At 64.8% G+C, this 25415-nt stretch carries 27 protein-coding genes and 1 tRNA gene; 11 read left to right on the top strand and 17 right to left on the bottom strand.

Annotated elements, in window-relative coordinates; translation table 11 throughout:
* Nucleotides 1–64 precede the first annotated feature (64 nt).
* A complete protein-coding gene (gene truA / locus VGV41_RS15640) occupies nucleotides 65–805 on the top strand; it encodes a tRNA pseudouridine(38-40) synthase TruA (RefSeq protein WP_326864831.1) in 741 nt (246 codons plus the stop codon).
* Nucleotides 806–866: 61 nt separating this feature from the next.
* Nucleotides 867–1292 carry an OsmC family protein gene (locus tag VGV41_RS15635; RefSeq protein ID WP_326864830.1) on the top strand — a complete coding sequence of 142 codons (426 nt, stop codon included), beginning with the start codon at nucleotides 867–869 and terminating at the stop codon, nucleotides 1290–1292.
* Nucleotides 1293–1295: 3 nt separating this feature from the next.
* Here VGV41_RS15635 and dapE read toward each other — a convergent pair whose 3' ends face one another.
* The 14 genes from dapE to rpmH all read right to left on the bottom strand — a co-directional run bounded on the left by dapE (nucleotide 1296) and on the right by rpmH (nucleotide 13365).
* Nucleotides 1296–2465 (bottom strand): succinyl-diaminopimelate desuccinylase, encoded by a 1170-nt coding sequence (gene dapE / locus VGV41_RS15630; protein WP_326864829.1) that lies wholly within the window; start codon nucleotides 2463–2465, stop codon nucleotides 1296–1298.
* Between the two features lie 56 nt (nucleotides 2466–2521).
* Nucleotides 2522–2824, bottom strand: a complete 303-nt coding sequence (locus VGV41_RS15625) for a TM2 domain-containing protein (RefSeq protein WP_326864827.1) — start codon at nucleotides 2822–2824, stop codon at nucleotides 2522–2524.
* A gap of 84 nt (nucleotides 2825–2908) precedes the next feature.
* Nucleotides 2909–3754 (bottom strand): 2,3,4,5-tetrahydropyridine-2,6-dicarboxylate N-succinyltransferase, encoded by an 846-nt coding sequence (gene dapD / locus VGV41_RS15620; protein ID WP_326864825.1) that lies wholly within the window; start codon nucleotides 3752–3754, stop codon nucleotides 2909–2911.
* 132 nt (nucleotides 3755–3886) lie between these two features.
* A complete protein-coding gene (oxlT, locus tag VGV41_RS15615) occupies nucleotides 3887–5179 on the bottom strand; it encodes an oxalate/formate MFS antiporter (RefSeq protein WP_326864824.1) in 1293 nt (430 codons plus the stop codon).
* A 333-nt stretch (nucleotides 5180–5512) separates the two neighbouring features.
* Nucleotides 5513–6226 carry a pyrimidine 5'-nucleotidase gene (locus tag VGV41_RS15610; RefSeq protein WP_414705132.1) on the bottom strand — a complete coding sequence of 238 codons (714 nt, stop codon included), beginning with the start codon at nucleotides 6224–6226 and terminating at the stop codon, nucleotides 5513–5515.
* Entirely contained in the window at nucleotides 6226–7224 is a 999-nt protein-coding gene (locus VGV41_RS15605) for a DUF1036 domain-containing protein (protein ID WP_326864822.1), read from the bottom strand. Before VGV41_RS15605 ends, VGV41_RS15610 begins: the two co-directional genes overlap by 1 nt.
* 10 nt (nucleotides 7225–7234) lie before the next feature.
* A complete protein-coding gene (locus VGV41_RS15600; protein ID WP_326864821.1) occupies nucleotides 7235–8182 on the bottom strand; it encodes a phosphoribosylaminoimidazolesuccinocarboxamide synthase in 948 nt (315 codons plus the stop codon).
* 1 nt (nucleotide 8183) lies between these two features.
* Nucleotides 8184–9068 (bottom strand): acetylglutamate kinase, encoded by an 885-nt coding sequence (argB, locus tag VGV41_RS15595; RefSeq protein WP_326864819.1) that lies wholly within the window; start codon nucleotides 9066–9068, stop codon nucleotides 8184–8186.
* Nucleotides 9069–9130: 62 nt separating this feature from the next.
* Nucleotides 9131–9496 (bottom strand): DUF423 domain-containing protein, encoded by a 366-nt coding sequence (locus VGV41_RS15590; RefSeq protein ID WP_326864818.1) that lies wholly within the window; start codon nucleotides 9494–9496, stop codon nucleotides 9131–9133.
* Nucleotides 9497–9576: 80 nt separating this feature from the next.
* Nucleotides 9577–10119, bottom strand: a complete 543-nt coding sequence (locus VGV41_RS15585; RefSeq protein ID WP_326864817.1) for a PRC-barrel domain-containing protein — start codon at nucleotides 10117–10119, stop codon at nucleotides 9577–9579.
* 133 nt (nucleotides 10120–10252) lie between these two features.
* A complete protein-coding gene (gene yihA / locus VGV41_RS15580) occupies nucleotides 10253–10900 on the bottom strand; it encodes a ribosome biogenesis GTP-binding protein YihA/YsxC (RefSeq protein ID WP_326864816.1) in 648 nt (215 codons plus the stop codon).
* Between the two features lie 64 nt (nucleotides 10901–10964).
* Nucleotides 10965–12854 (bottom strand): membrane protein insertase YidC, encoded by a 1890-nt coding sequence (yidC, locus tag VGV41_RS15575; RefSeq protein ID WP_326864815.1) that lies wholly within the window; start codon nucleotides 12852–12854, stop codon nucleotides 10965–10967.
* Nucleotides 12855–12864: 10 nt separating this feature from the next.
* Nucleotides 12865–13200 (bottom strand): ribonuclease P protein component, encoded by a 336-nt coding sequence (gene rnpA / locus VGV41_RS15570; RefSeq protein WP_326864814.1) that lies wholly within the window; start codon nucleotides 13198–13200, stop codon nucleotides 12865–12867.
* Between the two features lie 30 nt (nucleotides 13201–13230).
* Nucleotides 13231–13365: a 50S ribosomal protein L34 gene (rpmH, locus tag VGV41_RS15565; protein ID WP_326864813.1), complete on the bottom strand. Its 135-nt coding sequence runs from the start codon at nucleotides 13363–13365 to the stop codon at nucleotides 13231–13233.
* Between the two features lie 249 nt (nucleotides 13366–13614).
* Between rpmH and VGV41_RS15560 the strand changes: the two genes are divergently transcribed.
* From VGV41_RS15560 to VGV41_RS15545, 4 genes are all read left to right on the top strand, one after another.
* Nucleotides 13615–14403 (top strand): TVP38/TMEM64 family protein, encoded by a 789-nt coding sequence (locus VGV41_RS15560; protein ID WP_326864812.1) that lies wholly within the window; start codon nucleotides 13615–13617, stop codon nucleotides 14401–14403.
* A gap of 9 nt (nucleotides 14404–14412) precedes the next feature.
* Complete coding sequence (locus VGV41_RS15555; RefSeq protein ID WP_326864811.1) at nucleotides 14413–15843, top strand: dihydrolipoyl dehydrogenase family protein; 1431 nt, start codon at nucleotides 14413–14415, stop codon at nucleotides 15841–15843.
* Nucleotides 15844–15961: 118 nt separating this feature from the next.
* Entirely contained in the window at nucleotides 15962–17341 is a 1380-nt protein-coding gene (locus VGV41_RS15550) for a HAMP domain-containing sensor histidine kinase (protein ID WP_326864845.1), read from the top strand.
* An 82-nt stretch (nucleotides 17342–17423) separates the two neighbouring features.
* A tRNA-Arg gene (locus VGV41_RS15545) sits at nucleotides 17424–17500 on the top strand.
* A 176-nt stretch (nucleotides 17501–17676) separates the two neighbouring features.
* Here VGV41_RS15545 and VGV41_RS15540 read toward each other — a convergent pair.
* Nucleotides 17677–18444, bottom strand: a complete 768-nt coding sequence (locus VGV41_RS15540; RefSeq protein WP_326864810.1) for a type II CAAX endopeptidase family protein — start codon at nucleotides 18442–18444, stop codon at nucleotides 17677–17679.
* Between the two features lie 340 nt (nucleotides 18445–18784).
* Here VGV41_RS15540 and VGV41_RS15535 point away from each other — a divergent pair, with 340 nt between their 5' ends.
* Nucleotides 18785–19060: a hypothetical protein gene (locus tag VGV41_RS15535; protein ID WP_326864809.1), complete on the top strand. Its 276-nt coding sequence runs from the start codon at nucleotides 18785–18787 to the stop codon at nucleotides 19058–19060.
* A 120-nt stretch (nucleotides 19061–19180) separates the two neighbouring features.
* Here the strand turns inward: VGV41_RS15535 and VGV41_RS15530 are convergent, their stop codons facing one another.
* Nucleotides 19181–20104 carry a hypothetical protein gene (locus VGV41_RS15530; RefSeq protein WP_326864808.1) on the bottom strand — a complete coding sequence of 308 codons (924 nt, stop codon included), beginning with the start codon at nucleotides 20102–20104 and terminating at the stop codon, nucleotides 19181–19183.
* A gap of 588 nt (nucleotides 20105–20692) precedes the next feature.
* On the opposite strand from VGV41_RS15530, the gene VGV41_RS15525 reads away from it, so the two are divergent.
* The gene (locus VGV41_RS15525) at nucleotides 20693–21400 is read left to right on the top strand and encodes a hypothetical protein (protein WP_326864807.1); all 708 of its coding nucleotides are present in this window, start codon (nucleotides 20693–20695) and stop codon (nucleotides 21398–21400) included.
* Nucleotides 21401–21449: 49 nt separating this feature from the next.
* Nucleotides 21450–22505: an OmpA family protein gene (locus tag VGV41_RS15520; protein ID WP_326864806.1), complete on the top strand. Its 1056-nt coding sequence runs from the start codon at nucleotides 21450–21452 to the stop codon at nucleotides 22503–22505.
* 53 nt (nucleotides 22506–22558) lie between these two features.
* Here the strand turns inward: VGV41_RS15520 and VGV41_RS15515 are convergent, their stop codons facing one another.
* Nucleotides 22559–23056 carry a hypothetical protein gene (locus VGV41_RS15515; protein ID WP_326864805.1) on the bottom strand — a complete coding sequence of 166 codons (498 nt, stop codon included), beginning with the start codon at nucleotides 23054–23056 and terminating at the stop codon, nucleotides 22559–22561.
* Nucleotides 23057–23374: 318 nt separating this feature from the next.
* Between VGV41_RS15515 and VGV41_RS15510 the strand changes: the two genes are divergently transcribed.
* Together VGV41_RS15510 and VGV41_RS15505 are read left to right on the top strand one after the other, a co-directional pair.
* On the top strand, nucleotides 23375–24763 hold the full coding sequence (locus VGV41_RS15510) for a caspase family protein (RefSeq protein ID WP_326864804.1): 1389 nt from the start codon (nucleotides 23375–23377) through the stop codon (nucleotides 24761–24763).
* Between the two features lie 7 nt (nucleotides 24764–24770).
* On the top strand, nucleotides 24771–25415 hold the full coding sequence (locus VGV41_RS15505; protein ID WP_326864803.1) for a hypothetical protein: 645 nt from the start codon (nucleotides 24771–24773) through the stop codon (nucleotides 25413–25415).

Raw genomic sequence — 25415 nt, 5'->3', positions numbered from 1 at the left:
CCGCCCTCGACGTACGCGGCATAGTAGGAAGCGCCGCCGTGCCGGGATTTGAGGTGGATCAATCGTGCCGCGCTACAAGCTCATCATCGAATACGACGGGACGCCGTTCTCCGGCTGGCAGATCCAGGCGGACCGCCTCACCGTGCAGGGCGCGCTCACCACGGCCGTGGCGGCGCTGACCGGCGAGGAGATTTTGGTGCAGGGCGCCGGCCGCACCGATGCCGGCGTGCACGCGCGAGCGCAGGTCGCGCATGTCGATCTCTCCCGCGACTGGGAGACCGATACGATCCGCGACGCGCTCAACGCGCATTTGCGGCCGCATCCCGTGGCGGTGCTGGCGGCCGAGCGCGTCGGCGACGACTTCAACGCGCGCACCTCCGCGATCAAGCGCCACTATCGCTACATCATCGTCAACCGCCGGCCGGACCTGACGCTCGAGCGCGGCCAGGCCTGGCGCATTCCGCGTCCGCTCGACGTGCCGGCGATGCATGAGGCCGCACAGCGGCTCGTCGGCAAGCACGACTTCACCACCTTCCGCTCGACCGAATGCCAGGCGAAGTCACCGGTGAAGACGCTCGATCAGCTCGACGTCGTGCGCGAGGGCGATCGCGTCTACGTCATCGCCTCGGCGCGTTCGTTCCTGCACAACCAGGTGCGCTCGATGGTCGGCTCGCTGGTCATGGTGGGCGATGGCAAATGGAGCGCGGACGATCTCGCCGGCGCGCTCGCCGCGCGCGACCGCACCGCCTGCGGCCAGGTGGCGCCGCCCGACGGGCTGTATCTTATGAGCGTCGACTATCCGTGAGCCGGGTGGCGGCGCCTGCGACGCTGCCTATATGCCGGGGGGGGCTTCACAGGAGCACGCGATGAGCACGTACGGTTCGGCCATCTGGTCCGGCGGCATCAAGGACGGCAAAGGCGCGATCTCGACCAAAAGCGGCGCGCTGAAGGACTACCCTTACGGCTTCGCCAGCCGTTTCGAAGGCAAGCAGGGCAGCAACCCGGAGGAGTTGATCGGTGCGGCCCATGCGGCCTGCTTCACCATGGCTTTGTCGCTCATCCTTGGCGAAGCCAAGCTGACGGCAGAGAAGATGGAGACGAAGGCCGATGTCACACTGGAGAAGCAGGCCGACGGCTATGCCATCACCGCTGTGCATCTGACGCTGCGCGCGAAGATCCCCGGTGCCGACGACAAGACGTTCCAGGACTGTGCCGCCAAGGCGAAAGCCGGCTGTCCGGTGTCGAAGCTGCTCAAGGCGAACATCACACTGGATGCGAAGCTCGACGGCTGAGGGTCAGGTGAAATAGCGCTCAACGATCTTGCGGTAGATCACCGTCAGCGCGCGCAGGTCGGCGATCGGCACGCGCTCGTTGACCTGGTGCATGGTCTGGCCGACGAGGCCGAATTCCACCACCGGGCAATGATGCGTGATGAAGCGGGCATCGGAGGTGCCGCCGGTCGTCGACAAGGTCGGCGAGCGCGCGGTGACGTCGTTGATGGCGGTCGCCACCATCTCGGTGAACGGCCCGGGCGACGTGACGAAGACGTTGGCGTTCGACGGCTGCCATTCGAAGGTGAAACGGATGGCATTGCCGGCCACCTTCAGCGCACGCTCTTCGAGCAGGGCCTTGAGCGATTCCTGTGTATGGTAGTCGTTGAAGCGGATGTTGAAGCGCGCCCGCGCCTCGCCCGGAATGAGATTGACCGTCTTGTTGCCGACGTCGACCGAGGTGAATTCCAGATGCGAGGGCTGGAAGTTGGGGTTGCCAACGTCGAGCGGCTCTGCCTGCAGCGCGGCGATCAGCGCGACGAGGCCGCGGATCGGGTTGTCGGCCCGCTGCGGATAGGCGACGTGGCCCTGCTTGCCGTGCACGATCAAGGTGCCGTTGAGGGAACCGCGGCGGCCGATCTTGATGGTATCGCCGAGGTTCTCGACGTTGCTCGGTTCGCCCAGCACGCAATGGTCGAACTTTTCGCCTTGCTTGGCGCACCAGTCCAAGAGCTTCGGCGTGCCGTTGACGGCGATGCCTTCCTCGTCGCCGGTGATCAGGAACGAGATCGAGCCCGCGCCGTCCTTGCGCGGCTTGCCGCCATTGGCGGCGAGGTGGTCGAGCACGGCGGCTACCGCGCAGGCGATGCCGCCCTTCATGTCGACGGCGCCGCGGCCGAACAGTTCACCCTTCACGACGTCGCCGGAGAACGGCGGGTGCGTCCACGTCGTCTCGTCGCCCGGCGGCACGACGTCGGTGTGGCCGGCGAAGACGAGGTTCGGCTCCGTGTCGCCGATGCGGGCGTAGAGGTTCTCGACGTCCTCGGCTCCGGGCTCGTGGAAGGTCATGCGGTGGACGCGGAAGCCGGCCGCCGTCAGCACGCTTTCGAGATAAGCGAGCGCGCCGCCTTCCGCCGGCGTCACCGACGGACAGCGGATGAGATCGCGGGTGAGGGCGACGGGATCGGCGGACATGGACCGCGCTTTAGCCGTGGGTACAGGCCGCCGTCAATGTTCTTGGTGGCTGGTCATCAAGGTCCGGCAATTTGGGCGGCCAGCATGGTGTTCTGCGACCGCAGCCAGTCCGGGATCATGAAGGCGTCGATGATCATCCAAACGAACGTGACGACAGATCCGATCACCGTGATCGTGAGGATGAGTTGCGCAATCGCGCTACCCGTCTTGCCAAAATAGAAGCGGTGGGCGCCGAACATGCCCAGAAAGAACCAAAAAAGGTAAGCGACAACGATCGACTTCTTGTTGGCTTCGTACATCATCATCGCGCGGGCATCGCTACTGACCCCCTGCACGCGTGTATTCAACTGCTGCGACATGCGCGGCCCCCCTTACAGCGGAACCGAGAGTCGCGCCGTTGGTGCCGGCTTGTCAATACGCAGTGCGGCAACCAGAACGAGATATCAGTCGCGCAAGAGGTCGTTGATGCTGGTCTTCGAGCGCGTCCTTTCATCGACGCGCTTGACGATGACCGCGCAGTAAAGGTTCGGCCCCGGTTCGCCGTTCGGCAGCGGCTTGCCCGGCATCGTGCCGGAGACGACGACCGAGTAGGGCGGCACTTCGCCGTACATGACCTTGCCGCTCGCGCGGTCGACGATCTTGGTAGACTGGCCGAGATAGACGCCCATGCCGAGCACCGAGCCTTCGCGCACGACGACGCCCTCGACCACTTCCGAGCGCGCGCCAATGAAGCAGTTGTCCTCGATGATGACCGGTCCGGCCTGCAGCGGCTCCAGCACGCCGCCGATACCGACGCCCCCGGAGAGGTGCACATGCTTGCCGATCTGCGCGCAGGAGCCGACGGTCGCCCAGGTGTCGACCATGGTGCCGGTGTCGACATAGGCGCCGAGATTGACGAAGGACGGCATCAACACGACGTTCGGTGCGATGAAGGCCGAGCGGCGCACCACCGCGCCCGGCACGGCGCGGAAGCCGGCGGCGCGGAATTCACTGGCGCTCCAGCCGTCGAATTTCGACGGCACCTTGTCCCACCACACGGCCTTGCCGGGTCCGCCGGGAATGACGCTCATGTCGTTGAGGCGGAACGATAGCAGCACCGCCTTCTTCAGCCATTGATTGACGTGCCATTGCCCGTCGGCCTGCCGCTCGGCGACGCGCGCTTTGCCGGCGTCGAGCATGGCAAGCGCCGTCTCGACCGCCTCCCGCACGGTGCCCTTGGTCGAAGCCCCGACCTGCTCGCGATTATCGAAGGCGTCATCGATGGTTCTGGCAAGCGTCACGTCGGTCATGGTCGTTCCCGGCCCCTGATGTCCCGCGGTTTGTCGGGGGCGGGGCAGGGGATGTCAAGCCGCGCGCGATTAGCACAAAAAACAAGGCCCCGCGCGAGCGGGGCCTTGCCAGTTATCAAGTTGTCCCAGGCTTTAGACGGCGTGCGCGAGGTTGCCGCTTTCCTGCGCCGAGGCGCGAGCGCGCATCGGCTTGAGCACGAACAGGGCCAGCGCCACCACGACGAGGTTCATGATCGCGGTGATCACGAACACCATGTGCCAGGAGCCGGTCGAGGACTTGATCATGTTGGCCACGGGCACCAGGAACGCCGAGGCGCCCTTGGCGGTGTACAGCAGGCTCAGGTTCACGGTCGCGAACTTCGGCCCGAAGCTGTCGGTGCAGGTCGACGGGAACAAGCTGTAGATCTCGCCCCAGGTCAGGAAGATCATCGCCGCGAAGGTGACGAAAGCCCACGGTGATCCGCCCGCCGAGCCCAGGAGCCAGTAGGAGGCGGCACCGAGGGTGAAGGCGATCGCCATCGTGTATTCGCGGCCGATATTGTCGGACACCCAGCCGAACAGCGGGCGAGCGAGGCCGTTGCACACGTTGTCGACGATCAGCGCCACCGAAAGCGCCGTGGCGCCGCCGATGATCGCGAGGTTGGCGATGTTGTAGTCGCGGGCGATGAGCGCGACCTGCGCGGTCGCCATCAGGCCGCTGGCCGCCACCATGACGAACATGATGTAGAGGACCCAGAAGATCGGCGACCTCAGTACCTCGGCCGGGGTGAAGCTGCGCGCGGAAATAGCGACCTTCGGCGGGGCCAGCCCGATGAGCTCACCCGTCTCAGGAGCCCGCAGCAGCCAGGCCATCATGAAGACGATGGCGCCCTGGCCGAGGCCGAACCAGAAGAAGGTGCTTTCGTAACCGGCGGTGGCGATCATCTCGCGGATCGGCACGACGGTAAGTGCGGCGCCGGCGCCGTAGCCGGCTGCGGTCAGGCCGACGGCGAGGCCGCGATGGTCGGGGAACCACTTCACCGCCTGGCCAACGCAGGTCGCATAGACTGCGCCGCCGCCGATGCCGCCGAGCACCGCGCCGAAATACAGCATCTCGAGCGAGTTGGCGTACGAGTTGACGATCCAGCCAGCGGCGATGCCGATGCCGCCGATTGCCACCATCAGCTTCGGTCCCTTCTGCGGGCCGATCTTGTCGACCAGCCAGCCCTCGACCGGCGTGAGCCAGGTCTCGAGCGCGATGAAGACACTGAAGGCGACCTGGATGGCGGCGACCGACCAGCCGTGCTTGGCGGCGATCGGGTGTACGAACAGCGTCCAACCGTATTGCAGGTTGGCGATCATGATCATGCAGATCATGCCGGCGATGAGTTGGGTCCAGCGTTCCTTGCTCAAAGACGATGATGGACTGACTGCACTATTGGCCATTGTGCGCTCTCCTTGGTTGCTTCTTTCAAGTTCTGATTTTTTTTGTTGGACGATACCGGAGTGACCAATGATATCGCCTGATCTCGCGCGTTTACGAGTGCAAATTACGCCGAGCTCAGTTCTCCACCTCCCACACCGAACGTGATGGTGCCGATAAGCCGGGTCTATTGCCTCACCGGCAAAGACCGCGACGGCTCAAACTCCAACACTTCAAGCAGTAAGCCACTCCGCTTGTGCGGCTATTAGGGTCATTGCCGGCGGGAGGGTCAAGAACCAATTATTATGTATACACGTGACCCCGATGGGTGCCGGTCCACGTTCCGTTGGCCGCTACTAAAGTCGTAGTTTTGCCAGTAAGTTCTCGAGAAAGCTGACAATATTTTCGGTTACATAATCGACATAGACCGCGTCGCGCCCTTCGAGTTCCCAGTGCTCCCGGAACACCTCGCGTTGCCCTTCCGGCACCACCAGCACGGTGGTCATGCCGAGCGCGTACGGCGTTTCCAGATTGCGCGCTAGATCCTCGAACATGGCCGCCTTCTTTGCGTCGACCGTGTGCCGCGCGAGGAAGCGCTCGTAGACGCGCGGTAACGGCTTAGGGTCGAGGTCCGCCGCCGCGATATCGAACACGTCCTCGAAATGGTGGTGCACTTCGAGCCGCCGCATCACATTCTCCGCGTGCTTGCGCGTGCCGTTGGTGAGGATGAGCTTGCGACCGGGCAAGCGCTCCAGCGCGGCGCCGAGCGCCGGGTTCGGCACCAGCGGTGAATGGTCGATCTCGTGCACGAACTCGAGATAGTCGTCGGGCTTGAGGCCATGTTCGGCCATCAGTCCGCGCATCGTCGTGCCATAGCGCTTGTAGTAGTCCTTCTGCACCCGGAACGCCTCTTCCTTGGACACTTTGAGGAAGCCGGAGACGTAGGTGCGGATGCGCTCGTCGACCTGCTGCCAGAGATTGAGGTGATGCGGATAGAGTGTGTTGTCGAGGTCGAAGACCCATGTCTCGACGTGGCCGAAGCCGCGCGGCGCGGAAGAGTCCGTCACAATCAGGGTTCCTTGAAGCGAATGATGGCGGATGGCTGCGTCGAGAGATCGATGACCGCAAAACCCGCCGAGTTCAAGCCGCGCGCGACGCAATCCTTCTGGTTGGAAATCTCGAAGCGACTATCGCGTGTGCACAGCGCGACCTGGCCGCCCCAGGCAAGCGCGGCGTCGCCGCGCTTGACGGTGCGGCCCTCGGCATCGACCGCCTCCGCGTAGCTGTAGAAACGCTGCGCGCCGCCGGCCGTCTCCGGGCGCAGGCATTGCCCGGCGACGATGCGATACCAGCCGCGCGTGACGATCGCGCCCATCTGTACGGTGCCGACGGCGGCCATCACGGTGTACTGCGTGTCGTTGCACCAGACGAAGCCTGGGCCCTGCGGGTCGCGCGCAGCCGCGATCAGACGATCGAAGAAGTCCGGCTGCGACACCGCCTCCGGCGCAAGTTTGCGATCGCCCAGGAAGCGCGCGAGCGCTCCTTGTGTCTTCGCACCATCGACGCCGTCGATTGGATTGGCATCGTAGCCGGCGATGCTCAATAGACGCTGGATGCCGGCGAGTCGCGCCTGACCGGCGTCGTAGTCGGCCTGTTCGGCGAGACTGATGGTCGGCCCCTTGTCGGAATCCGACGGCTTGGCCGGCGCGAAGCGCGCCTGCTGCGACAGCGGACAGCCGCGCGCATCGGGAAATTCGAAATCGCTATCGCGCACGCAGAACGACTCGTTGCCGTTCTGCGGCAGCGGCGCGCTGCCGTAGGCCGGCGGCGTGCGCGCATGCACGTAGGTCATGTCGGCTTCGAGCGCGCCGTCCAGCACCTTGCCGCATTGGCCGGGATCGAGCCGGAACCAGCCGCGCGTTTCAACATTGGCGCGGCGCTCGATGCCGATCGCCACCTGCATGCGGTAACTGGTGCGATTGCACGCCGTCAGATCGGCCCGCGCCGGGACCGCCGCGAGAAGCGGCAGTGCGGCGACGAGTAGGCAAGACGTCCGCGCGCGAATCATCGCACCGATGTTAGCGCGACGGCGGAACCGCGTACGGCTTCAGATTGCGGGCGATGCGCGCGGCGATCGGCTCCTCGCCGGGCTTGAACGGCATGCCGGTGATCTGCTCGTACATGCGGATGTAGCGGCGCGACAATTCCTCGACCAGCTCGCGCGGCGCCGGCGGCAGCGTCGCGTCCCTGTAGGGATCGCAATGGTCCCTGAACCAGAGCCGTAGGAATTCCTTGTCGAAATATTCCGGCTCCTCGCCTTTGTCGAAGCGCGGCCGATAGGTCTCGCGCTGCCAGTAGCGCGACGAATCCGGCGTGTGGATCTCGTCGATGAGGACAAGCTTGCCGTCGGCGTCGGTGCCGAATTCGTATTTGGTGTCGACCAGGATGAGGCCGCATTTTTCGGCAATTTCGGCGCCGCGCCGATAGAGCGCGATGGCGGTGCGCTCGACGGCGGCGATGGTCTCCTGAGAGACGATGCCCTCGGCGATCAGTTCCTGCGGGCTCATCGGCCGGTCGTGCGCCTCTTCCTTGGTCGAGGGCGTGAACACCAGCTCGGGCAGCTTCTCGTTCTTCTTCATGCCGTCGGGCAGGCGGAAATTGCCGAAGTCGCGCTTGCCCTTGGCGTAATGCGTCCACAACGACGTGTCGGTGACGCCGGTGATGTAGCCGCGCACCACGGCTTCCACCGGCACCGTCTTGCACTTCCGGCCGACGGTGACGTTCGGGTCCGGCACCGCGATCACGTGGTTCGGCACGATGTCTTTCGTTTTGTCGAACCAGAAGGCGCTGATCTCGTTCAGCACCTGCCCCTTGTGCGGGATATGCGCGATGATGCGATCGAACGAGGAGTGCCGATCTGTCGAGACGAGAATCAGCCGGTCCGGCTGCTCATAGACGTCGCGCACCTTGCCGGTGTACTTCCGCCCGAGGAAATCGAAATCCGTGCCTTCGAGGATGGCGGTCATCTTAGCGGTGCACCAGCGTGCCGACGCCGTGGTCGGTCAGCAGTTCGAGCAGCACTGTGTGCGGCACCTTGCCGTCCATGATGACCACGCCTTCGACGCCCTGGTCGAGCGCATAAATGCAGGTTTCGACCTTGGGGATCATGCCGCCGGAGATGGTGCCGTCGGCGATCAGCCGCCGCGCCTCGGCGACCGACAACTGCGGAATGAGCTTCTTCGACTTGTCGAGCACGCCCGGCACGTCGGTCAGCAGCAGCAGGCGCTTGGCCTTCAGCGCGCCGGCGATGGCGCCGGCGAAAGTGTCGGCGTTGACGTTGAAGGTGCCGCCGCTTTCGGAAGTGGCGAGGGGCGCCAGCACCGGAATGAGCTCACGGCCGATGATCTGGTTCAGCATCGTGACGTCGATCTTGTCCGGCTCACCGACGAAGCCGAGGTCGACGACCCGCTCGATGTTCGAATCCGGATCGGTGACGGTACGGGTGACCTTCTTCGCCCGTACCATGTTGGCGTCCTTGCCGCAGAGGCCGACCGCCTTGCCGCCCGCGGCATTGATGTAGCCGACGATCTGCTTGTTGATCGAGCCGGCCAGCACCATCTCGACGATTTCGACGGTGGCGGCATCGGTGATGCGCAGGCCGGCGGCGAATTCCGACTTGATACCGAGCTTCTTCAGCATGGCCGCGATCTGCGGCCCGCCGCCGTGCACGACCACCGGATTGATGGCGGTCTGCTCGAGCAGGACGATGTCGCGGGCGAAATCGCGCGCCATCTGCTCCTCGCCCATGGCGTGCCCGCCGTATTTCACGACGACGATCTCGTCGTCATACTGCTGCATGTGCGGCAGCGCTTCCGACAGGATGCGCGCCTGCTCTTGCGGGTCGGTGGCCATGGGCTGCTCTCGGTTGCGGGTGGCGCCCTTTTAGCGGGCGGCGGCGCGCGGCGGAAGGCCCGTCAGGGCATGCGCGTGGCCGCCAGAGCCGCAGCGACCAGCGCCAGCCAGCTCGCGATCATGATCAGCCCGCCGAGCGGCGCGGCGAAGGGAAACAGACGGGAGCCGAGATAGGCGCGGGCGGCGACGTCCGCCGCAAACAGCGCGCCGCCGATGACGAAGCCGCACAACGTCGCCAGTCCGAGCGAGCGAGCGATCAGCCCCTGCCGCGCCAGCGCCACACCGGCCAGCACGGCCAGCGCATGGATGAGCAGCAGGTATCCGGCGCTATCGAGGCCGACGCCCGGCTTTCCGTGCGCGCCGGCGGCTGCGAGCACGATGCCGGCGGCGCCCATGAGGCCGGCAAGGGCGATGAGGATCTGGTCCATGCCGGCATCCTAGGGCGACGTCCCGCAAACGACAAAGCCCGGCGCGAGGCCGGGCTTTGCGCAAGCGATCGCGGAAGCGATTATTTGCTGTAGTTGAACTGCGGCATCGCCTTGAGCTGATCCTTGGTGGCGCTCAGCACGGCGTGGTCCGGATAGTTCTTCTTGGCGCTGCTGGTCGACGAAGCCGAGGAACTCTCGGAAGAGGCGCTGCCGGTCGTCTTGGCCGAGCCGCCCATCGTATTGCTGGACGTCGTGGTGCTCTTCACCGGCTCGTCGGTGAACTTCAGGTCGGCCCACTTCACGGCAACGTCGTGCTCGCCCATGCCGAGGAAACCGCCGACGCCGATCGCCACCTGGTCGACCTTGCCGTCCTTGTTGAGCAACAGCTCCTTGATATCGCCGATCTTCTCATTCTGCTGATCGTAGACATTGAGGCCGATCAGCTTCGAGCCCTGCCAGAGGTCCATGGTCGAAGCGTTCTGTTCGGCCTTGTTGGTGCTCGAGCTCGATGTGCTCGAGGAACTCGATGCGGCAGGCGCCTTGCTGGCGGGGGCAGTGGACTGCGCCAGCGCGGGGCCGGCGAGCAGAGCGAAGCCGATAACGGCCGCGGTGAAAGTCTTCATGATGATTGCCTCCTTGGGAAACACCGATTTCGGGAACACCGATCGTGTGTCCTGCCAATGCGGAGAAGCAGTCATTGTTCCAGGGTCGATTTGCAAGAATCCGGTTCCCGCTGCGCTGCGGCGAGGGTTCCGGCTAGTTGCCCTTACGTTCGGCCAGGAGCCGCGCTACGGCGGCGCGCACATCCTGGATACCGGTCGCTTCCTCGGCCGAGGTCACGAGCACGCCGGGAAAGGCGGCCGGCCGCTTGGCGAGGCGCGCTTCGACCTCGGCGATGCGGTCGGCCAGCTCGGACTTCTTCACCGCGTCGGCCTTGGTCAGCAGCACCTGGTGGCTGACCGCGGCCTGGCCGAGCGCGTCGAGCGTCGGCTTGTCGGTGTCCTTCAGGCCGTGCCGTGCATCGACGAGCACGTAGACTCGCGCCAGGTTGCGCCGGCCGAGCAGGTAGGCGTGGATCAGCTCGGTCCAGGCCGAGATCTTGCTCTTCGCCGCGGCGGCATAGCCGTAGCCGGGCATGTCGACGAGGTTTAGCCCTGCACCGTTGGTGAAGAAGATGAGTTCCTGCGTGCGCCCTGGGGTGCGCGAGGTTCGCGCCAGCGCCTTGCGGCCGGTCAGCGCGTTGATCAGGCTGGACTTGCCGACGTTCGAGCGGCCGGCGAAGGCGATCTCGGTGCCGCGCATCGGCGGCAGCGAGGCGGCCGAGCCTGCGGCGGCGACGAAGTCCCAATTGCCGCAGAACAGGCGGCGGCCTTCCTCGATCTCGGCGCGGGTGAAGTCGTTCATGCGGGGTGCATCCTAAACGAAATCGCCGGGCGGTGCCCGGCGATCGCGTCGTTTATCGGCTCAGCTACTGCGTTCGTCGTTTGCCGAACAGCGCTTTAATGTTGTCGATCAGTTCGATCTTGGCGCCGTGGCGGCGCATGATGATCGACTGTTGCGTGACCGACAACGAGTTGTTCCAGGCCCAGTAGATGACGAGGCCGGCCGGGAACGAACCGAGCATGAAGGTGAAGATCACCGGCATCCAGTTGAAGATCATCGCCTGGGTCGCATCAGGCGGCGTCGGGTTGAGCTTCATCTGGAACCACATGGTCACACCCATGATCAGCGGCCAGATACCGAGATGCAGGAAGTGGCCGATCATCGGCAGCGCCGTCGGGTCGTATTGCAGCAGTCCGAACAGCGTGAACACGTTGGTCGGGTCGGGCGCCGAGAGATCGTGAATCCAGCCGAAGAACGGCGCGTGCCGCATCTCGATGGTGACGTAGAGCACCTTGTAGAGCGCGTAGAAGACCGGGATCTGGATCGCGATCGGCAGGCAACCGGCAATCGGATTGATTTTCTCTTTCTTGTAGAGCGCCATGAGCTCCTGCTGCTGCTTCACCTTGTCGTCCGGGAAGCGCTCGCGGAGAGCCTTCATTTGCGGCTGCACGGCTTTCATCTTCGCCATCGAGGCGTAGGACTTGTTGGCAAGCGGGAAGAAGATCGCCTTGATCAGCAGGGTTACCAAGAGGATGGCGATGCCGAAGTTGCCGACCACCCGGTACAGCCAGTCGATGACGATGAACATCGGCTTGGTGATGAAGTAGAACCAGCCCCAGTCGATCAGAAGATCGAAGTGGTTCAGGTGCAGCGCGTCGTTATAGCCGCCGACGCCGCCGATCGGGAAGCTGACGCCGACGACGGAAACTTCCTTGGCACCGGCGAACAGCCGCCCGTCGACCGTACCGGTCGCGCCGGGCGCAATTGTGACACTGTCGAGCAGGTAGTCGGTCTGATACCGCTCCTTGGCTCCGCCTGCGGCGGGATCGAAAGTGAAACGCGCTTTCAGCCGCGCGTTTGTGTCCGGCACCAGTGCCGCCGCCCAGTATTTGTCGGTGATGCCGAGCCAGCCGTTGGTAACGTCGAACGTCTCCTGCCGGTTGCCCTGGGCATCTGGCTTCAGGTCCTCCATCTTCTTGTAGGTCATTTCCTGGAGACCTTTGTCGCCAAGGACCCCGACCAGGCCTTCATGCAGGAGGTAGTAGCCGAGCGTCTTCGGCGTGCCGTGCCGCGACACCAGCGCGTAGGGGAACAGCGTCACCGGATTGGCGCTCTTGTTCACCACCTCCTGTTTGACGGAGAACATGTACTCGTCGTCGATCGAAATGATGCGGCGGAAGATCAGGCCCGCGCCATTGTCCCAAGTGAGCGTCACCGGGCGGCCGACGCCGAGTGCGCCGGAGCCCTCCTGCGTCCACACCGTGTCGGCGGTCGGCAGCTTGACGCTGGCACCGCTCGCGCCGGTCCAGCCGAATTCTGCATAGAACGGGTCCGGGCTGCCGGAAGGCGAGAGCAGCACGACCGGCGGCGACTTGGGGTCGACGGTCTCGCGAAACTTGACCAGCGAGATGTCGTCGATGCGAGCGCCCTTCAGATTGATTGAGCCGCGGATGCTGGGCGTGTCGATGGGCACGCGGGGCGAGGCGGCGAGCGCGTCGGCACGCGGCAATGAGGCCGGTGCCGCCGTCTGCGCCGCGCCGGGCACAGGGGGTGTCACGTCCTGCGGTTGCGGCTGGTTCGGCTGCGCGGCCTGGCCCGGCTGCGCGGTCGTCGTCTGCGCGGTCTGCTTCAACTGCTGCTGCTGGAGCTGCTGCTGCCGCGTCTTCTCCTGCGGGATGCCGTAGAAATACTGCCAGGCGATCAGCACCAGCGCCGAGAGCGCGATGGCGAGGATGGTGTTCTTGTTGTCGGTCATTTCGATCCTGTCATGCCGTTGCGCGCCTTTTGTGCACGCGCTGCAACGCCCCCTCGTAGTCCTGCGCGATCCGCGCAAATGGCAGGTTCAACGCCGCGCGACGGCCGACCAGCACATAGTCATGGCCCAGCCGCAACGGGAGATGCGCCAGCCGGACGATTTCCCGCAGGCGGCGCCGCACCCGATTGCGCTCGACGGCGTTGCCGACCTTTTTCGAAACGGTGAAGCCGACGCGCGCAGGCCCGCCGTCGGCGCGCTCGCGCGCCTGCAACACAAAGCCCGCAGCGGGCGCCTTGACTCCTGTCGCCGCGGCCAGGAAGTCCGCCCGTTGCCTCAATCGTTCCATTGGAAGCGCGCGGGCTAGAGGGATCCGCGCTTAGGCGGACAGGCGCTTGCGCCCGCGCGCACGCCGCGCGGCGACGACCTTGCGTCCGCCCGTGGTGGCCATGCGCGCGCGGTAACCGTGACGACGCTTGCGTACAAGCTTGCTCGGTTGATAGGTCCGCTTCACGATCGAATTCTCCGCTGGTCGCGCCGTGGCAGGTTGGCCTTCAGGACCCCAAAACCGCCAAAAGCCCGAACTTCGTCCGGGCCGGCACACGAATTTGCGCGGCTTATAAGGGAGGGCTGGCGTGCCGTCAATGCGATGCGACCGTGGCTCTCGGTCGCGCCGGGACGGTCGATTACGCCGGCGGTCACAAGCCGTCACAAGCCGGTGAGAGCGGCCCGGCGGTCGGCCGACTCCGTGTATATAACGGAAATGTCGGGCGCTTCTCCCTCCGGTTCCGGTGTCTGGCGCCGCCTGCTGCCGCTCGCGGTGGTGCTGGCTGCTGCGATCGCCGTCTATTGGGTCGCCGGCCCGCGGGCCATCAGCCTCGAGGCGCTGATCCGCCACCGGGCGGAGATCGACGCCTTCGTGGGGCGCCATGCGGTGGCGGCCATCCTGGCCTATACCGGCATCTATATCGTCGCCGTGTCCCTGTCGGTGCCGGGGGCGACCTTCCTGACCGTAACATCAGGCTTCCTGTTCGGGGTCTGGCTCGGTGCCGCTGCCTCGGTGGTTGGGGCGACGGTGGGGGCGACCGTGATCTTCCTCGTGGCGCGGACCGCCTTCGGCGAGCCACTTCTGGCCCGCGCCGGGCCGCGTCTCGCGGAACTGGCGCGTGGGTTCCGCGACGATGCGTTCAGCTATCTCCTTTTCCTGCGGCTGGTTCCGGCCTTTCCCTTCTTCCTGGTCAATCTGGTGCCGGCCTTCGCCGGCGTGCGGCTCGGCCCCTTCGTGGCGGCGACGGCGCTCGGCGTCATCCCTGGCGCGGTCGTCTTTGCCTTCACGGGCACTATGCTCGACAGCATCATCGCCGCGCAGGAAAAAGCGCACGCCGACTGCCTCGCCTCCGGCGCGCCGGCGTGCATGCTCGCTTTCAACGCGCGCGACGCGCTGACGCCGCACGTGATCGGCGCGCTGGCCGCGCTCGGGCTGCTGGCTTTGCTGCCGGTCCTGGTGAAGCGTTGGCGTGCGCGCCGCGCACGGCCGAGCGACTTACGCTAGAGTTGGTGCATGGCGAGCGAACGGATCACTCCGGATATCTGTGTCATCGGCGCGGGCGCGGCCGGCCTCTCGGTCGCCACCGCGGCCGCCGCCTTCGGCGTTCCGACCGTGCTGATCGAGCGCGGCGCGATGGGCGGCGAGTGCCTGAACAGCGGCTGCGTGCCGTCGAAAGCGCTGCTGGCCGCGGCGAAGCATGCCGCACACATGGCCCACGGTCATGAATTCGGCGTGCGCGCCACCGAGATCCATGTCGATTTCGCCAAGGTGCAGGCGCACGTGCAGGAGGTCATCGCCTCGATCGCGCCGACCGACTCGGTGGAGCGCCTGACCGGCCTCGGTGTGCGTGTGATCAAAGGCCGCGCCAAATTCATCGACCGCCGCACGGTCAGCGTCGGCGACGTCGAGGTGCGCGCGCGGCGCTTCATCGTCGCCACCGGCTCGTCACCCGCGGTGCCGCCGATTCCAGGGCTCGATGGCGGGCCCTATCTCACCAGCGAAACGGTGTTCACGCTGACGGACCTGCCGAGCCATCTCGTGGTGATCGGCGCCGGTCCCGTCGGCCTTGAAATGGCGCAGGCCTTTCGCCGCCTCGGCAGTCACGTCACCGTGCTCGATGCCGCCGAGGCGCTGGCGCAGGACGAGCCCGAATGCACGGCGATCGTGCTGGCGCAACTCGAGCGCGAGGGCGTCGTGGTCTGTACCGGCGTGAAGATCCTGAGCATCGCGCATGCCATCGGCCATCTTGCCGTCACGCTCGAAACCGACGGCAAGGAAGAGCACGTCGGCGGCACGCATCTTCTCGTCGCCACCGGGCGCAAGCCGGTGCTCGACGGCCTCGGGCTCGATGCCGCACGCATCCGCTATGACGCGGCCGGCATCGAGGTGAACCGCAAACTCAAGACGAGCAATCGCCGCGTCTATGCCATCGGCGACGTTGCCGCCGGGCAGCCGCGGTTCACGCATGCCGGTAACCATCAGGCCGGTCTCGTCATCCGCAACGCGCTGTTCCGGCTGCCGGTGCGCACCGACAACACCGCCATTCCGCACGTGACCTTCACCGAGCCGGAGCTGGCGCAGACCGGTCTCACCGAAGCGCAGGCGCGGGCGCGGCGCCTGACGATCCGCATCCTGCGCTGGCCCTATCACGACAATGACCGCGCCCAGGCCGAGCGCACGCCGCACGGTCACATCAAGGTCATCGTCGACAAAAAGGGTCGCATTCTCGGCGCCAGCATTGTCGGCGCACAGGCGGGAGAACTGATTACCGCCTGGAGCCTGGCGATCGCGCAGGGACTGACCGTGCGCGCCTTCACCGACCTCGTCGTGCCGTATCCGACCTTGTCCGAGATCGGCAAACGGGCGGCAATCGAGTACTACCTGCCGGGTTTGACGCGGCCGTTGCTGCGGCGCATCATTGGCTATCTCCGAATTTTCGGTTGAGGCGGTCTTGGAACCGGGCCCTGAGCCATTCGAAACGACTGCGCCGGTGGTGTCGCCCCGCCGCAGATGGCGCGTGGGTCTCTCCGGCAAGCTGCTGGTGCTGACGATCCTCTTCGTCATGCTGGCGGAAGTGCTCATCTATGTGCCGTCGGTCGCCAATTTCCGGCTGAACTGGCTAAACGACCGGCTCGCCGCCGCGCACACCGCCGCGCTGGTGCTCGAAGCGGCGCCGAGCGGCATGGTGCCGGAGAGCCTCGCCAGGAAGATCCTCGCCAGCGTCGGCGCGCGCGCCGTGGCGATGAAGATGGGCAATCAGCGCCGGCTGCTGGCGTCAACCGACATGCCGTCGGAGGTCGAGCAGAGCGTCGACGTGCGGTCGGAGACCTGGTGGAGCTCCATCACCGAGGCGTTCGACACGCTGCTCAACTGCAAGACAGGGGACGTGATGCGCCTGGTCGGGCCGGCGCCGATGACCAACGGCGACTTCCTCGAAATCGTGCTCGACGAAACGCCCTTGCGCAACGCGATGTGGACCTTCTCGGTCAACATCCTGCTCCTGTCTTTGGCGATTTCCGGCATCACCGCGATGCTCGTGTACTTCGCCCTGCATTATCTGCTGGTGCGGCCGATGGGAGGCATCACGCAGAACATGGTGGCGTTCCGCGCCGACCCGGAGAACCCTGCGCGCGTCATCGCGTCCTCCGGCCGCAATGACGAGATCGGCGTCGCACAGGAAGAGCTGGCGGCAATGCAGCGCGAGATCGCCTCGATGCTGCATCAGAAGAGCCGTCTCGCTGCGCTCGGTCTCGCCGTCTCCAAGATCAATCACGACCTGCGCAACCTGCTCGCGTCCGCGCAGCTGTTCTCCGATCAGCTCTCGACGCTGCCGGACCCGAAGGTGCAGCGTTTCGCGCCGAAGCTGATGCGCGCGCTCGAGCGGGCGATCGCCTTCTGCCAGTCGACCTTGTCCTACGGCGCGGTGCAGGAGCCGCCGCCGGAGCGGAAGACGATTCCGGTCGAGCCGCTGATCGACGAGGTGCACGAAGCGCTCGGTCTCGGCCTCGACGTGCCGATCCGCTGGATCGTCGCCGTGGAGAAGGGGCTGACGGTGGAGGCGGACCACGACCAATTGTTCCGCGTGCTGGTGAACCTCGCGCGCAACGCGATGCAGGCGCTGGAGTCGCGCGGCAGCCGCGATCCGGCGCGGGATCAGATTCGCATCACCGGGCGGCGCGAAGGCAGCGTGGCGGTGATCGAGGTCTCGGACACCGGCCCCGGTGTGCCGGAGAAGGCGCGCGCCCACCTGTTCCAGGCCTTTCAGGGCACGACACGGCCCGGCGGCTCCGGACTCGGACTGGCGATCGCCGCCGAACTGGTGCGGGCGCATGGCGGCGATATCCGCCTGGTGCCGGGTACCATTGGCGCCACCTTCAGCATCACCATTCCGGACCGGGCGGTCGAACTGGATGCCCATCGCGGGGCTCGGGCGCTGGCCTGAACGCGCCCTTGCCAATCCGGGTGCAAGACGATAGCTAGTGCCCCGGCCCGCCACCCTTTCGAGGCGGCAATGATGGCCAAAAGCGCCCGTAGCTCAGCTGGATAGAGCACCAGACTACGAATCTGGGGGTCAGAGGTTCGAATCCTTTCGGGCGCGCCATTTCACACTCGTCTGCAAACGCCAAATTCGCCCTGGATTGGCTGGTTAGCGCCGCCCGTTCTGGCAGTTCCTTGCTTCCCTTGATGCGCACCTGACGATCGGCTTCGCGAGAGAGCAACGCGGAAGCTCTCGTTGCAGCGTCGCCCTGCACGTCGCCCTTTCATCCGGGGCCGGTCCTAGAGCGATGCCGCCAATATCGCGCCGACCGGCAGACACAGATTGGACAGGGAGTGTCCGATCATGGAGGCGACCGTGCTCGCGCTGCGCCAGCGGATCCAGCCCAGGACCAGGCCAACGATAAATGGACTGACGAAGGCGGGCACATCGAACTGGCCGCCCTGCAGATAGTAGCGCCAGTGGATGCCGGCGAAGAGTAACGACGTCAGCAGCAAGGTCCGGAAATTTCCTCCACGCGAGGGCGCAAGCCCGCGCCACAGGAAGCCGCGGTAAATCGATTCTTCCACAAATGGTGCGTAGACAACCGCCGGCCATGTCCTCAACACGTACCACCATGGCGACATGCCGGCGGCCATGTCAGCGCGATATTGATCCGCCGCGAACCCCAATTGGCCGGTCGTCACGTAGACCAAGCCGACGCCCAAAGCTTGCAACAGCAATATAGCGACGATGGCGAACACGACGTCGCCCGTTCGCGGGCGCCTCCAGGCGAAATAGTCGCGGAGGGAGCCGCCGGCCGATCGGACCGCGATGACCAGAACCGCGATCGGTACGGCCCATGAGAGCGTGATGATGACGGCGTGCCAGAAATAATGGGCCGCGCCGAGGGCCTGCAGCGGGGCTGAGTCCAAGCCAAGATCGACGGCGTCGCGAATCCCTTCCGCCAGGATCACGAATGCAATTGTCGCCCAGCCGCGGATAAGCGGGCCGCGGCAATCATCGACGCTCGTGGCGCCATCGGCGGTCTTGTCGATCAGTTCGGACATGCCAAGCTCGGAACACCTGTCATTCGGCCCAGGAACACCAGGGCACAGGCCGCGCAGTGCCTGACGTGCTTGCTATCTCTGAAACCGACGCTCGGCCTCGAACCTTTTATGAAAATCCGCTGCGCGTACCCGGCGCCCGTCGCCGCGAGCGCCGCCATTGTGGCCTTTGCCGGCACGGGCTTATGGAATTCCCCCACCCGGAACGGCCAGCCTCAAGGCAAACTAATGAGGCCGCGCGCGACATCAACGGAACTTTTTGCATCGATCGTCTTTTCGCGTGTCCGCTGGCCGGCATGTGTGCTTTCTTCGCTTGCGAGGAACGCAACTTCGGGGGGCACCGATGCAAGAGCTGGATGCGACATGGCGGCGCGTGCGGAGCGTCTGGTGGCTGATCGTTTGGCGCGCGGCTGTTGGCGGCGGCCTTCTCGGCGCGCTGGTCGGCTTCGTCATGGGTTTTATCGAAGCTGCGTTTGACGTGTCGCCGCAGATGATCACGCTGACCTCCGCCATTGCCGGCGCGATCGTCAATCTCATCTGGAGCCTGTTCGTTATCCGAATGGCGCTCAGGAAGAAGTACGGCGAATTCAGGCTGGCGATCGTGCCGCACGCTGTGTGACGCGGCACGGGAGAATCTGGGGCTGTGTCGGAAGCGACATTCACAATCGACCTGGCCCAAGCGTGCCACCGCGAGGCCGATTGCAGCGCCGGACGGCCCGGCGCTGAGAGGCCATTGGTGTTAGCCGGCCATGGCCGGAGCTTTCGTCACGGAGTCGAACATCGCGCTGGCTGCGGCTTCGCCACGCTGGGCGAGCTTGTACATGAGGTCGTGCCCGACCATCGTGTCGGCGATGAACCGGTCGAAGGCTTCGAGCAATTGCGGCGTCAGTTGCACGAACCGGCCGCCCTCCTGGCTCAGCCGCACGAGCCCGCTCTTTTCCGCATCCTGCAGCAGCTTGCGCACCTGGGTGCGCGAGATGCCGAAGCGGGCGCCGATGTCGGAATAGACGATCTTCCGTCTGGTATCCACGTCCGGCCCGGCCAGCTCGATCAGCTTGATGACGATCATCACCCCGCCTTCCCGGATCATGAATTGCATCATGATCGGATGGCGCGCCATCGTCTGCGCCGCAAAGGGGAAGAAGCTCGCGGACACGAGCCGTTGCGCGCGCTGAAAGGCGTGATCGCGCTGCATGATGCGGGCGTAGCCCGGCCGCGGGAACAGAACCTGCAGCGGCGCATAGTGCGATCGCAGCCAATCCTGGTCCTGAGCGATCATCCTGCGCGTCGGCCGGAGAATGCGGACGCGGCGATCCTTTACCGCACGGATTTGCTCGAGGTAGCCGATCTTGATCAGGCGGGCGACGAGGTCCGCAATGCGCCGTGGGCTTGCGAGATTGAAGCCGGCCATCGCGCGCGTGAGCGCGCCCAGCGTCGGCCATGTGTCGCGGTCGCTTTCGTCGTAACGCGCGTCGAGGCACATCATCACGACGAATACGAGATTGCGTCCGACCTCGAGCAGCAGCCGGTTCAGAAAAGTGTCATGTTCGTAGAGGCCGAGCATTTCCCGCACCATGGCAACGCGGGCTTCCGGGAAGCGGGGATGGGCGAGAATTTCATCAATGGAAAGTTGGGGCGGCTCTGTTCCGGCGGCAGTCTGCATGCGCATTCCCTTTCGGCCAGCAAGCCAGGCAAAAGCGCCGCCGCAAGCCGGCGGGGCAGTCCTCCTGCAGACGTCGGAAAGGGTTCATGGTGCCCGCCCCGTTGCGTTCAAGCTATTACAGCGGCGCGGGATTCGACAACACGTTTGCCGGCTCCTGTTTGCATGCGGACGCTACGAAGGCGACGGCCGAGACCGTCGACGATCCCGGTCGCAGCACGGGTTCATCGCTCCCTTCTCGCTGATCGGGTCGTTCTTCGCCCCAACGACCGGACCCTATGTGTTCCCGAACGGCGGCCGGTGACACGAGTTCGGTTTTGTCATCGCGATCGGCGACCTGTCGGGCGCCGCCGCACGGCGGCATTTCCTTCGATCGAAGATGACCGTCCAAGTAGGCTTTTGCATTTTCCGTTTGTAGGCGAGGTGCGCGTTCAATATCGTCCGCTTGTCGCGGTTGTGGCGGACAACCCGACCTGACCGCCGAACACACTGACCGGCTCATCCCACGAACTCCTGCAATCGTGGTGGGCCCGACCGCCCGGGGCGAGCAGCGCCGATCGGCAAAGTCGCAGACGTATGAAGGAGACGGTGATGATTGCGCGCATGTTCTTGTTTCTGGCGCTTGTCTGCTCTGCGAGCGCGGCGTGGGCTCAGGAGCCTGCATGCACGTTTTACAAAGTGGATACCAACACGCTTCCGATTTCGAAAGACGCGGGAGGCGATCGCGTCATCGATGCGCTCTTTGAAGGCGACGTTGCATGCGTGACCAAAAAGACCACCGTCAAGGGAGTCGAATGGGGGTTCGTCGCGCAAAAGGTTGAGCCGCCGGAAAAGATCACTGCCGTCAATGGCTGGTCGCCGCTTCAGCGCCTTCAGCAGATAACGGCGGCCCAGGCGGCCGCGCTCCTGGCTGCCGGCGCGCCGCCAGAGCAGGCTCCCGCGGCGAAAGCTCCGTCCGCGGCTGGCCCCGCCGCCCCGAAGGCGGCCGCAGTTGCCACCAGCCACCCCGAGGACGTTCTGCATTTTGACCAGCCGATTCCGTTCGGTCCGTTCCCTGTGAATGGGCACTCGATCAAAGAGATGATCAACACCGAGCCGATGTTCTCGCCGGTCGAGGGCCTCGACGAAAGCCTCTGGAAGAAAAAGTGCACCTCCTGCCATAAGTGGAACAAGGACGTGCTGTGCCAGCAGGCACAAACCTATCTGCGCGCGCCGAAGGATGTTCTCCGCATTCAGCATCCCTTTGGAGGCACTCTGAAGGTCGCGCTGATGAGGTGGGCGAGAAGCGGCTGCCAATAGAGCATTGACCGGCAATCCAGGCCGCCCCGAATGTCAGAGGGAGTTCTTCATGCCTGCGACTAACGCACGCGTTTTTCTGGTTGTTGCGCTGCTTGCGGCGGCGGCCGGAATGGGCGGCGCCAACGCACAGGATGTCGTGAACCGGGACTGGGTGCTCGATCCGGGCCGCTCCCACGTCTACATGGAGACCGAGAAGCTCGAAAAAGTCATCGAGAAGAAGGCATTCGCCCGGGTCGAGGGCAAGGTCGATCAAGACGGTCAGGCCAGCATCAAGATCGACTTGGCGTCGCTCGATACCGGCACCGACATCCGCAATGTGCGGATGCGCTTTCTGCTGTTCGAAACCTACAAATTTCCCAACGCGCTTATCACGGCGAAGCTGGACAAATCGAGGCTGCGCGGCCTCGCGACCAAGTCCAGCGTGACCTACCCGCTGACGATGAAGGTCGAAATGCATGGCGTGTCGCACGAATTCACGACGGACGTGTCGGTGACGCGCGCGGGTGACGACACGGTGACGGTCGCCACGGTCAAGCCGATTGTGGTCGGCGCCGAAACCTTCGGCTTCGGCGGCGGCCTCGCCAAGCTGTCCGATGCCATGGGCGGCATCAATATCGTGCCGTCGGCGGCGATCACCTTCGATCTGACCTTCGCGTCCGGCGATCTCAAGCCGGCACTCGAGGCGGTGCAGGCGCAGCGCAACAAGGAGAGCGCCGAACAGCAAACCAAGGCGATCACGGCGGAAGCCTGCGAAACCCGCTTCAATGTGATCTCGGAAACGGGCGCGATCTATTTCAAGACCGACAGCGCCGAGCTCGACAGCAAGAGCGAGCCGTTGCTCGACAGCGGCGCCGATATCGCCAAACGCTGCCCGTCGGTGAAGTTCGAGGTCAACGGCTACACCGACAATGTCGGTGGCAGGCGCTACAATCAACGGCTTTCCGAGCGCAGGGCGAAGTCGGTCGTCGACTATCTGGTGGCGAAAGGCGTCGAGGCCGCGCGCATCAAAGCGACCGGGTACGGCGAATCGCACCCGGCCGTGCCGAATAACTCCGAGGCCAATCGCGCCAAAAACCGCCGTATCGAGTTCAAGGTGGTGAAGTAGCCATGACTCCGGCAAGGGACCGCCCGCACGCAAGGCACGCGCCGCCGCTACCGTTACGATTGCGCGATGATGCCGCTGACCGCAGCGCTTTGGACCATTGCCCGGCGCGTCATGACGATGACAAGCCAGATCAGAAATACCTGGACTCCGGGCTCCAGATCGTCCGGGAACTCCGCCTTGCACCGTCCCCAGAACCAGCCAATCGGCGCGATCGAGCCGATCTGCACCGCGCCTTCCGTCACGATATAGGCGCGCGAAAACATCGAGGCTTTCTTCAGCGCGAACGTTCGGCCGCCGGCGCGCACGGTGAACAGCGGCTTTCTGGCACTCGGCTTATCGGCGCTGGCAAGCCGGCTGCCGTCCGTCTCGAGGTAAAACACGCCGCTCATCTTGCCCTCGCGGCCGGCGGTATACCGGGTCCCGCCGAGCGTGATGGTCGCGCCTTCCCACAGCCTCGTGCATTCGATCTCGCCGACCTGCGCGCCTTCGCGGTCGATTCTGTACATCCGCGGCCGGAAGAAGCTTTTCAGGCCAAACTGCAAGACGTTCATGCGCGTGCTCCGGAGGGCCGGCGGACCAGGCCGCGTTGCGGGACGGTCTCGCCTTTTGGACACGTGCGCAACAGCCGAAGCATGGTTCACACGTTGACGAAAAGAGTCCAGCCCGTGGAAAATCCAGCGCGCGCCGCCGGCGCTTCAGCCAATTTGACCTTGAGCGACAAGTTCCATTTCGCGGCCGGTTTGGCCAATTGCATTATTATAGTGCTTTATTTATCCGCCATGGTACGTTTCTGCGGGCATAAAGTACGGGTCGCGACGTCAGAACCCGCTGCACTTAAAGCGGGATGCGGGCGTCGAAGGGGGGGATTCATGCGACGTATCTGTGTCGCCGCTGCGGCTGCCGCAGTGATGGCGGTGTGTTCGGTCGTTCCGGCACTGGCGCAGTCCCGCGTCGCATTGGTGATCGCCAACAGCGCCTATCAAAACGCGCCGCCCGTCGCGACAGCCGCGGCTGATGCGGGCCTCGTCGCCACGGCGTTGAAAACCGCGGGCTTCGACGTGACGCGAAGCAATGACCTGACCACACAGAATATCGGCGACACCCTGGGCGCCTTCATCGGCAAGGTCCAGGCGGCCGGACCGAACGCCGTCGTGTTCGTTTATTTTTCCGGCTACGCCGTGCAGGGGAGCGCCGACGATCATCTGGTCCCCGTCGACGCGCAGATCAACAGCGCCGCGGACGTCGCGCCGACCACATTGCCGATGTCGGCTCTCATCAAGGCGCTCGGCGACGTGCCGTCATCCGCACGGATCATCGTGCTCGACGCAGCGCGCGATGGCGGCTTTGGCAAGGCCGGCGGCCAACCGCTGCCGCCGGGGCTCGCGCTGACAACCGCCCCAGCCGGTTTCCTGCTCGCCTATTCGGCGGCGCCCGACAGCTACGCGCCGGCAGCCAGTGGGCCGAACAGCTCCTACGCCACCGCCCTTGCGACCTTGCTGGCGCAGCCGGGGCTCGACATCGAGCAGGTTTTCAAGGGCGTGCGTCTGCAGGTGAACCAGGCCACGACCGGAGCGCAGCTTCCGTGGACGACATCGGGGCTCGATAGCGAGGTCAAGTTGGTCGCGGCCCCGGCGGCGTCCGCTCCGCAGACGCTTGCCCCGGCGCTCGGCGTTGCCAAGATCGCCGTGCCGCCGCGCAAGCGGCAGAGCGTCACCAAAGCCTCGATGCGCCGGATGTCCAGCGACAAGGCGTATGACCTGGCGATCGAGCAGGACTCGCTCAGGGACTATCAATGGTTCGTCGAAACCCACCCTTACGATCACCACGTTGGACAGGTCTGGGGCATCATCGAGAGCCGTCGTGAAGGCGTCCTTTGGCGGCGGACCCTGAAGCTCGACTCGACGCGCGCCTATTGGAATTATCTCGATCGCTATCCGGACGGGCCCCATGCCGATCTGGCGCGCAGCGTCCTTGCCGATCGCGGCGAGCCATTGCCTTCGGGCTACATAGCCGAGCCGCTGGAACTTCCTTCCGGCTACTACGACGAAGCCACCGGTTTGCCCGATCTGGTGCCGGACGGGTTCGACCGGCCTGCCTCCGTATTCTTCGGCAGTCCGGATGCGGAATTCGTGCCAGTGCCGAGAGACCGCTCGGTCAACCTTATCTTCAAATTCGGAAACAACCACCACCACAAAAAGCAGGCGGCGCAAAGCACGAAAATTATCGCAACGGTCTACGACCGTCCTACCGACAAGTGAGATTGTCATGTCGATGAACAAACGTTTTCAGATCGGTATGAGTCTGCTCGCCGCTATCGGGTTCTTCACCATTGCGGCACCGGACATGGCACTGGCGGCTTGCGAAGCAGGCAGCGCGCCAGACGGACAATGGCAGCAGCAGACGTCTGGCGGCATTATTGTCCATATCATCTGCAGCCACGCCGCTTACCGAAGGGCTACCGGACAAAATCAGAGCCATCCCATCAGTGCCGATCAACTGCAGAAAGAAATACAGAAGCAGTTGGACGCGAAGATAAAGCAGGAAGATGCCGCGAAGGCCGCCGCCAACCAGCAGGTCGCTCTTCCTCCGGATAACAGCCCGGCACCGCGGCTGAACGACAACGGTCAACCCAACCGCTGGCAAGAGTTGGTGCAACAGAGAAATGCGAAGTGCGAGTCGAACGCGTTGCAGTCGGCGACAGGAATGTCGAAATCCGATCTCGACTGGTGCAAGGCTTATTGGAAAGGCAAGCAGCAGAAGCCATCGGAGGTGGCTGTGGTGCACAGCCAGCCGGCAACCGCGGAACAACTCAAGCAAATAACCGAGCTCAGGCAGCGCCTGGCCGATCAACCGTACTGCGCCGACGACGCGAACGGGCACAAATTGGATCGCCCGCGACCCTGTTTCTGA

Origin of the sequence: Pseudolabrys sp., from assembly GCF_035943735.1 — a bacterium.
Lineage (GTDB): Bacteria > Pseudomonadota > Alphaproteobacteria > Rhizobiales > Xanthobacteraceae > Pseudolabrys.
Note: the sequence above shows the minus strand (reverse complement) of the source record. Positions and strands in the feature narration are given on the sequence as shown.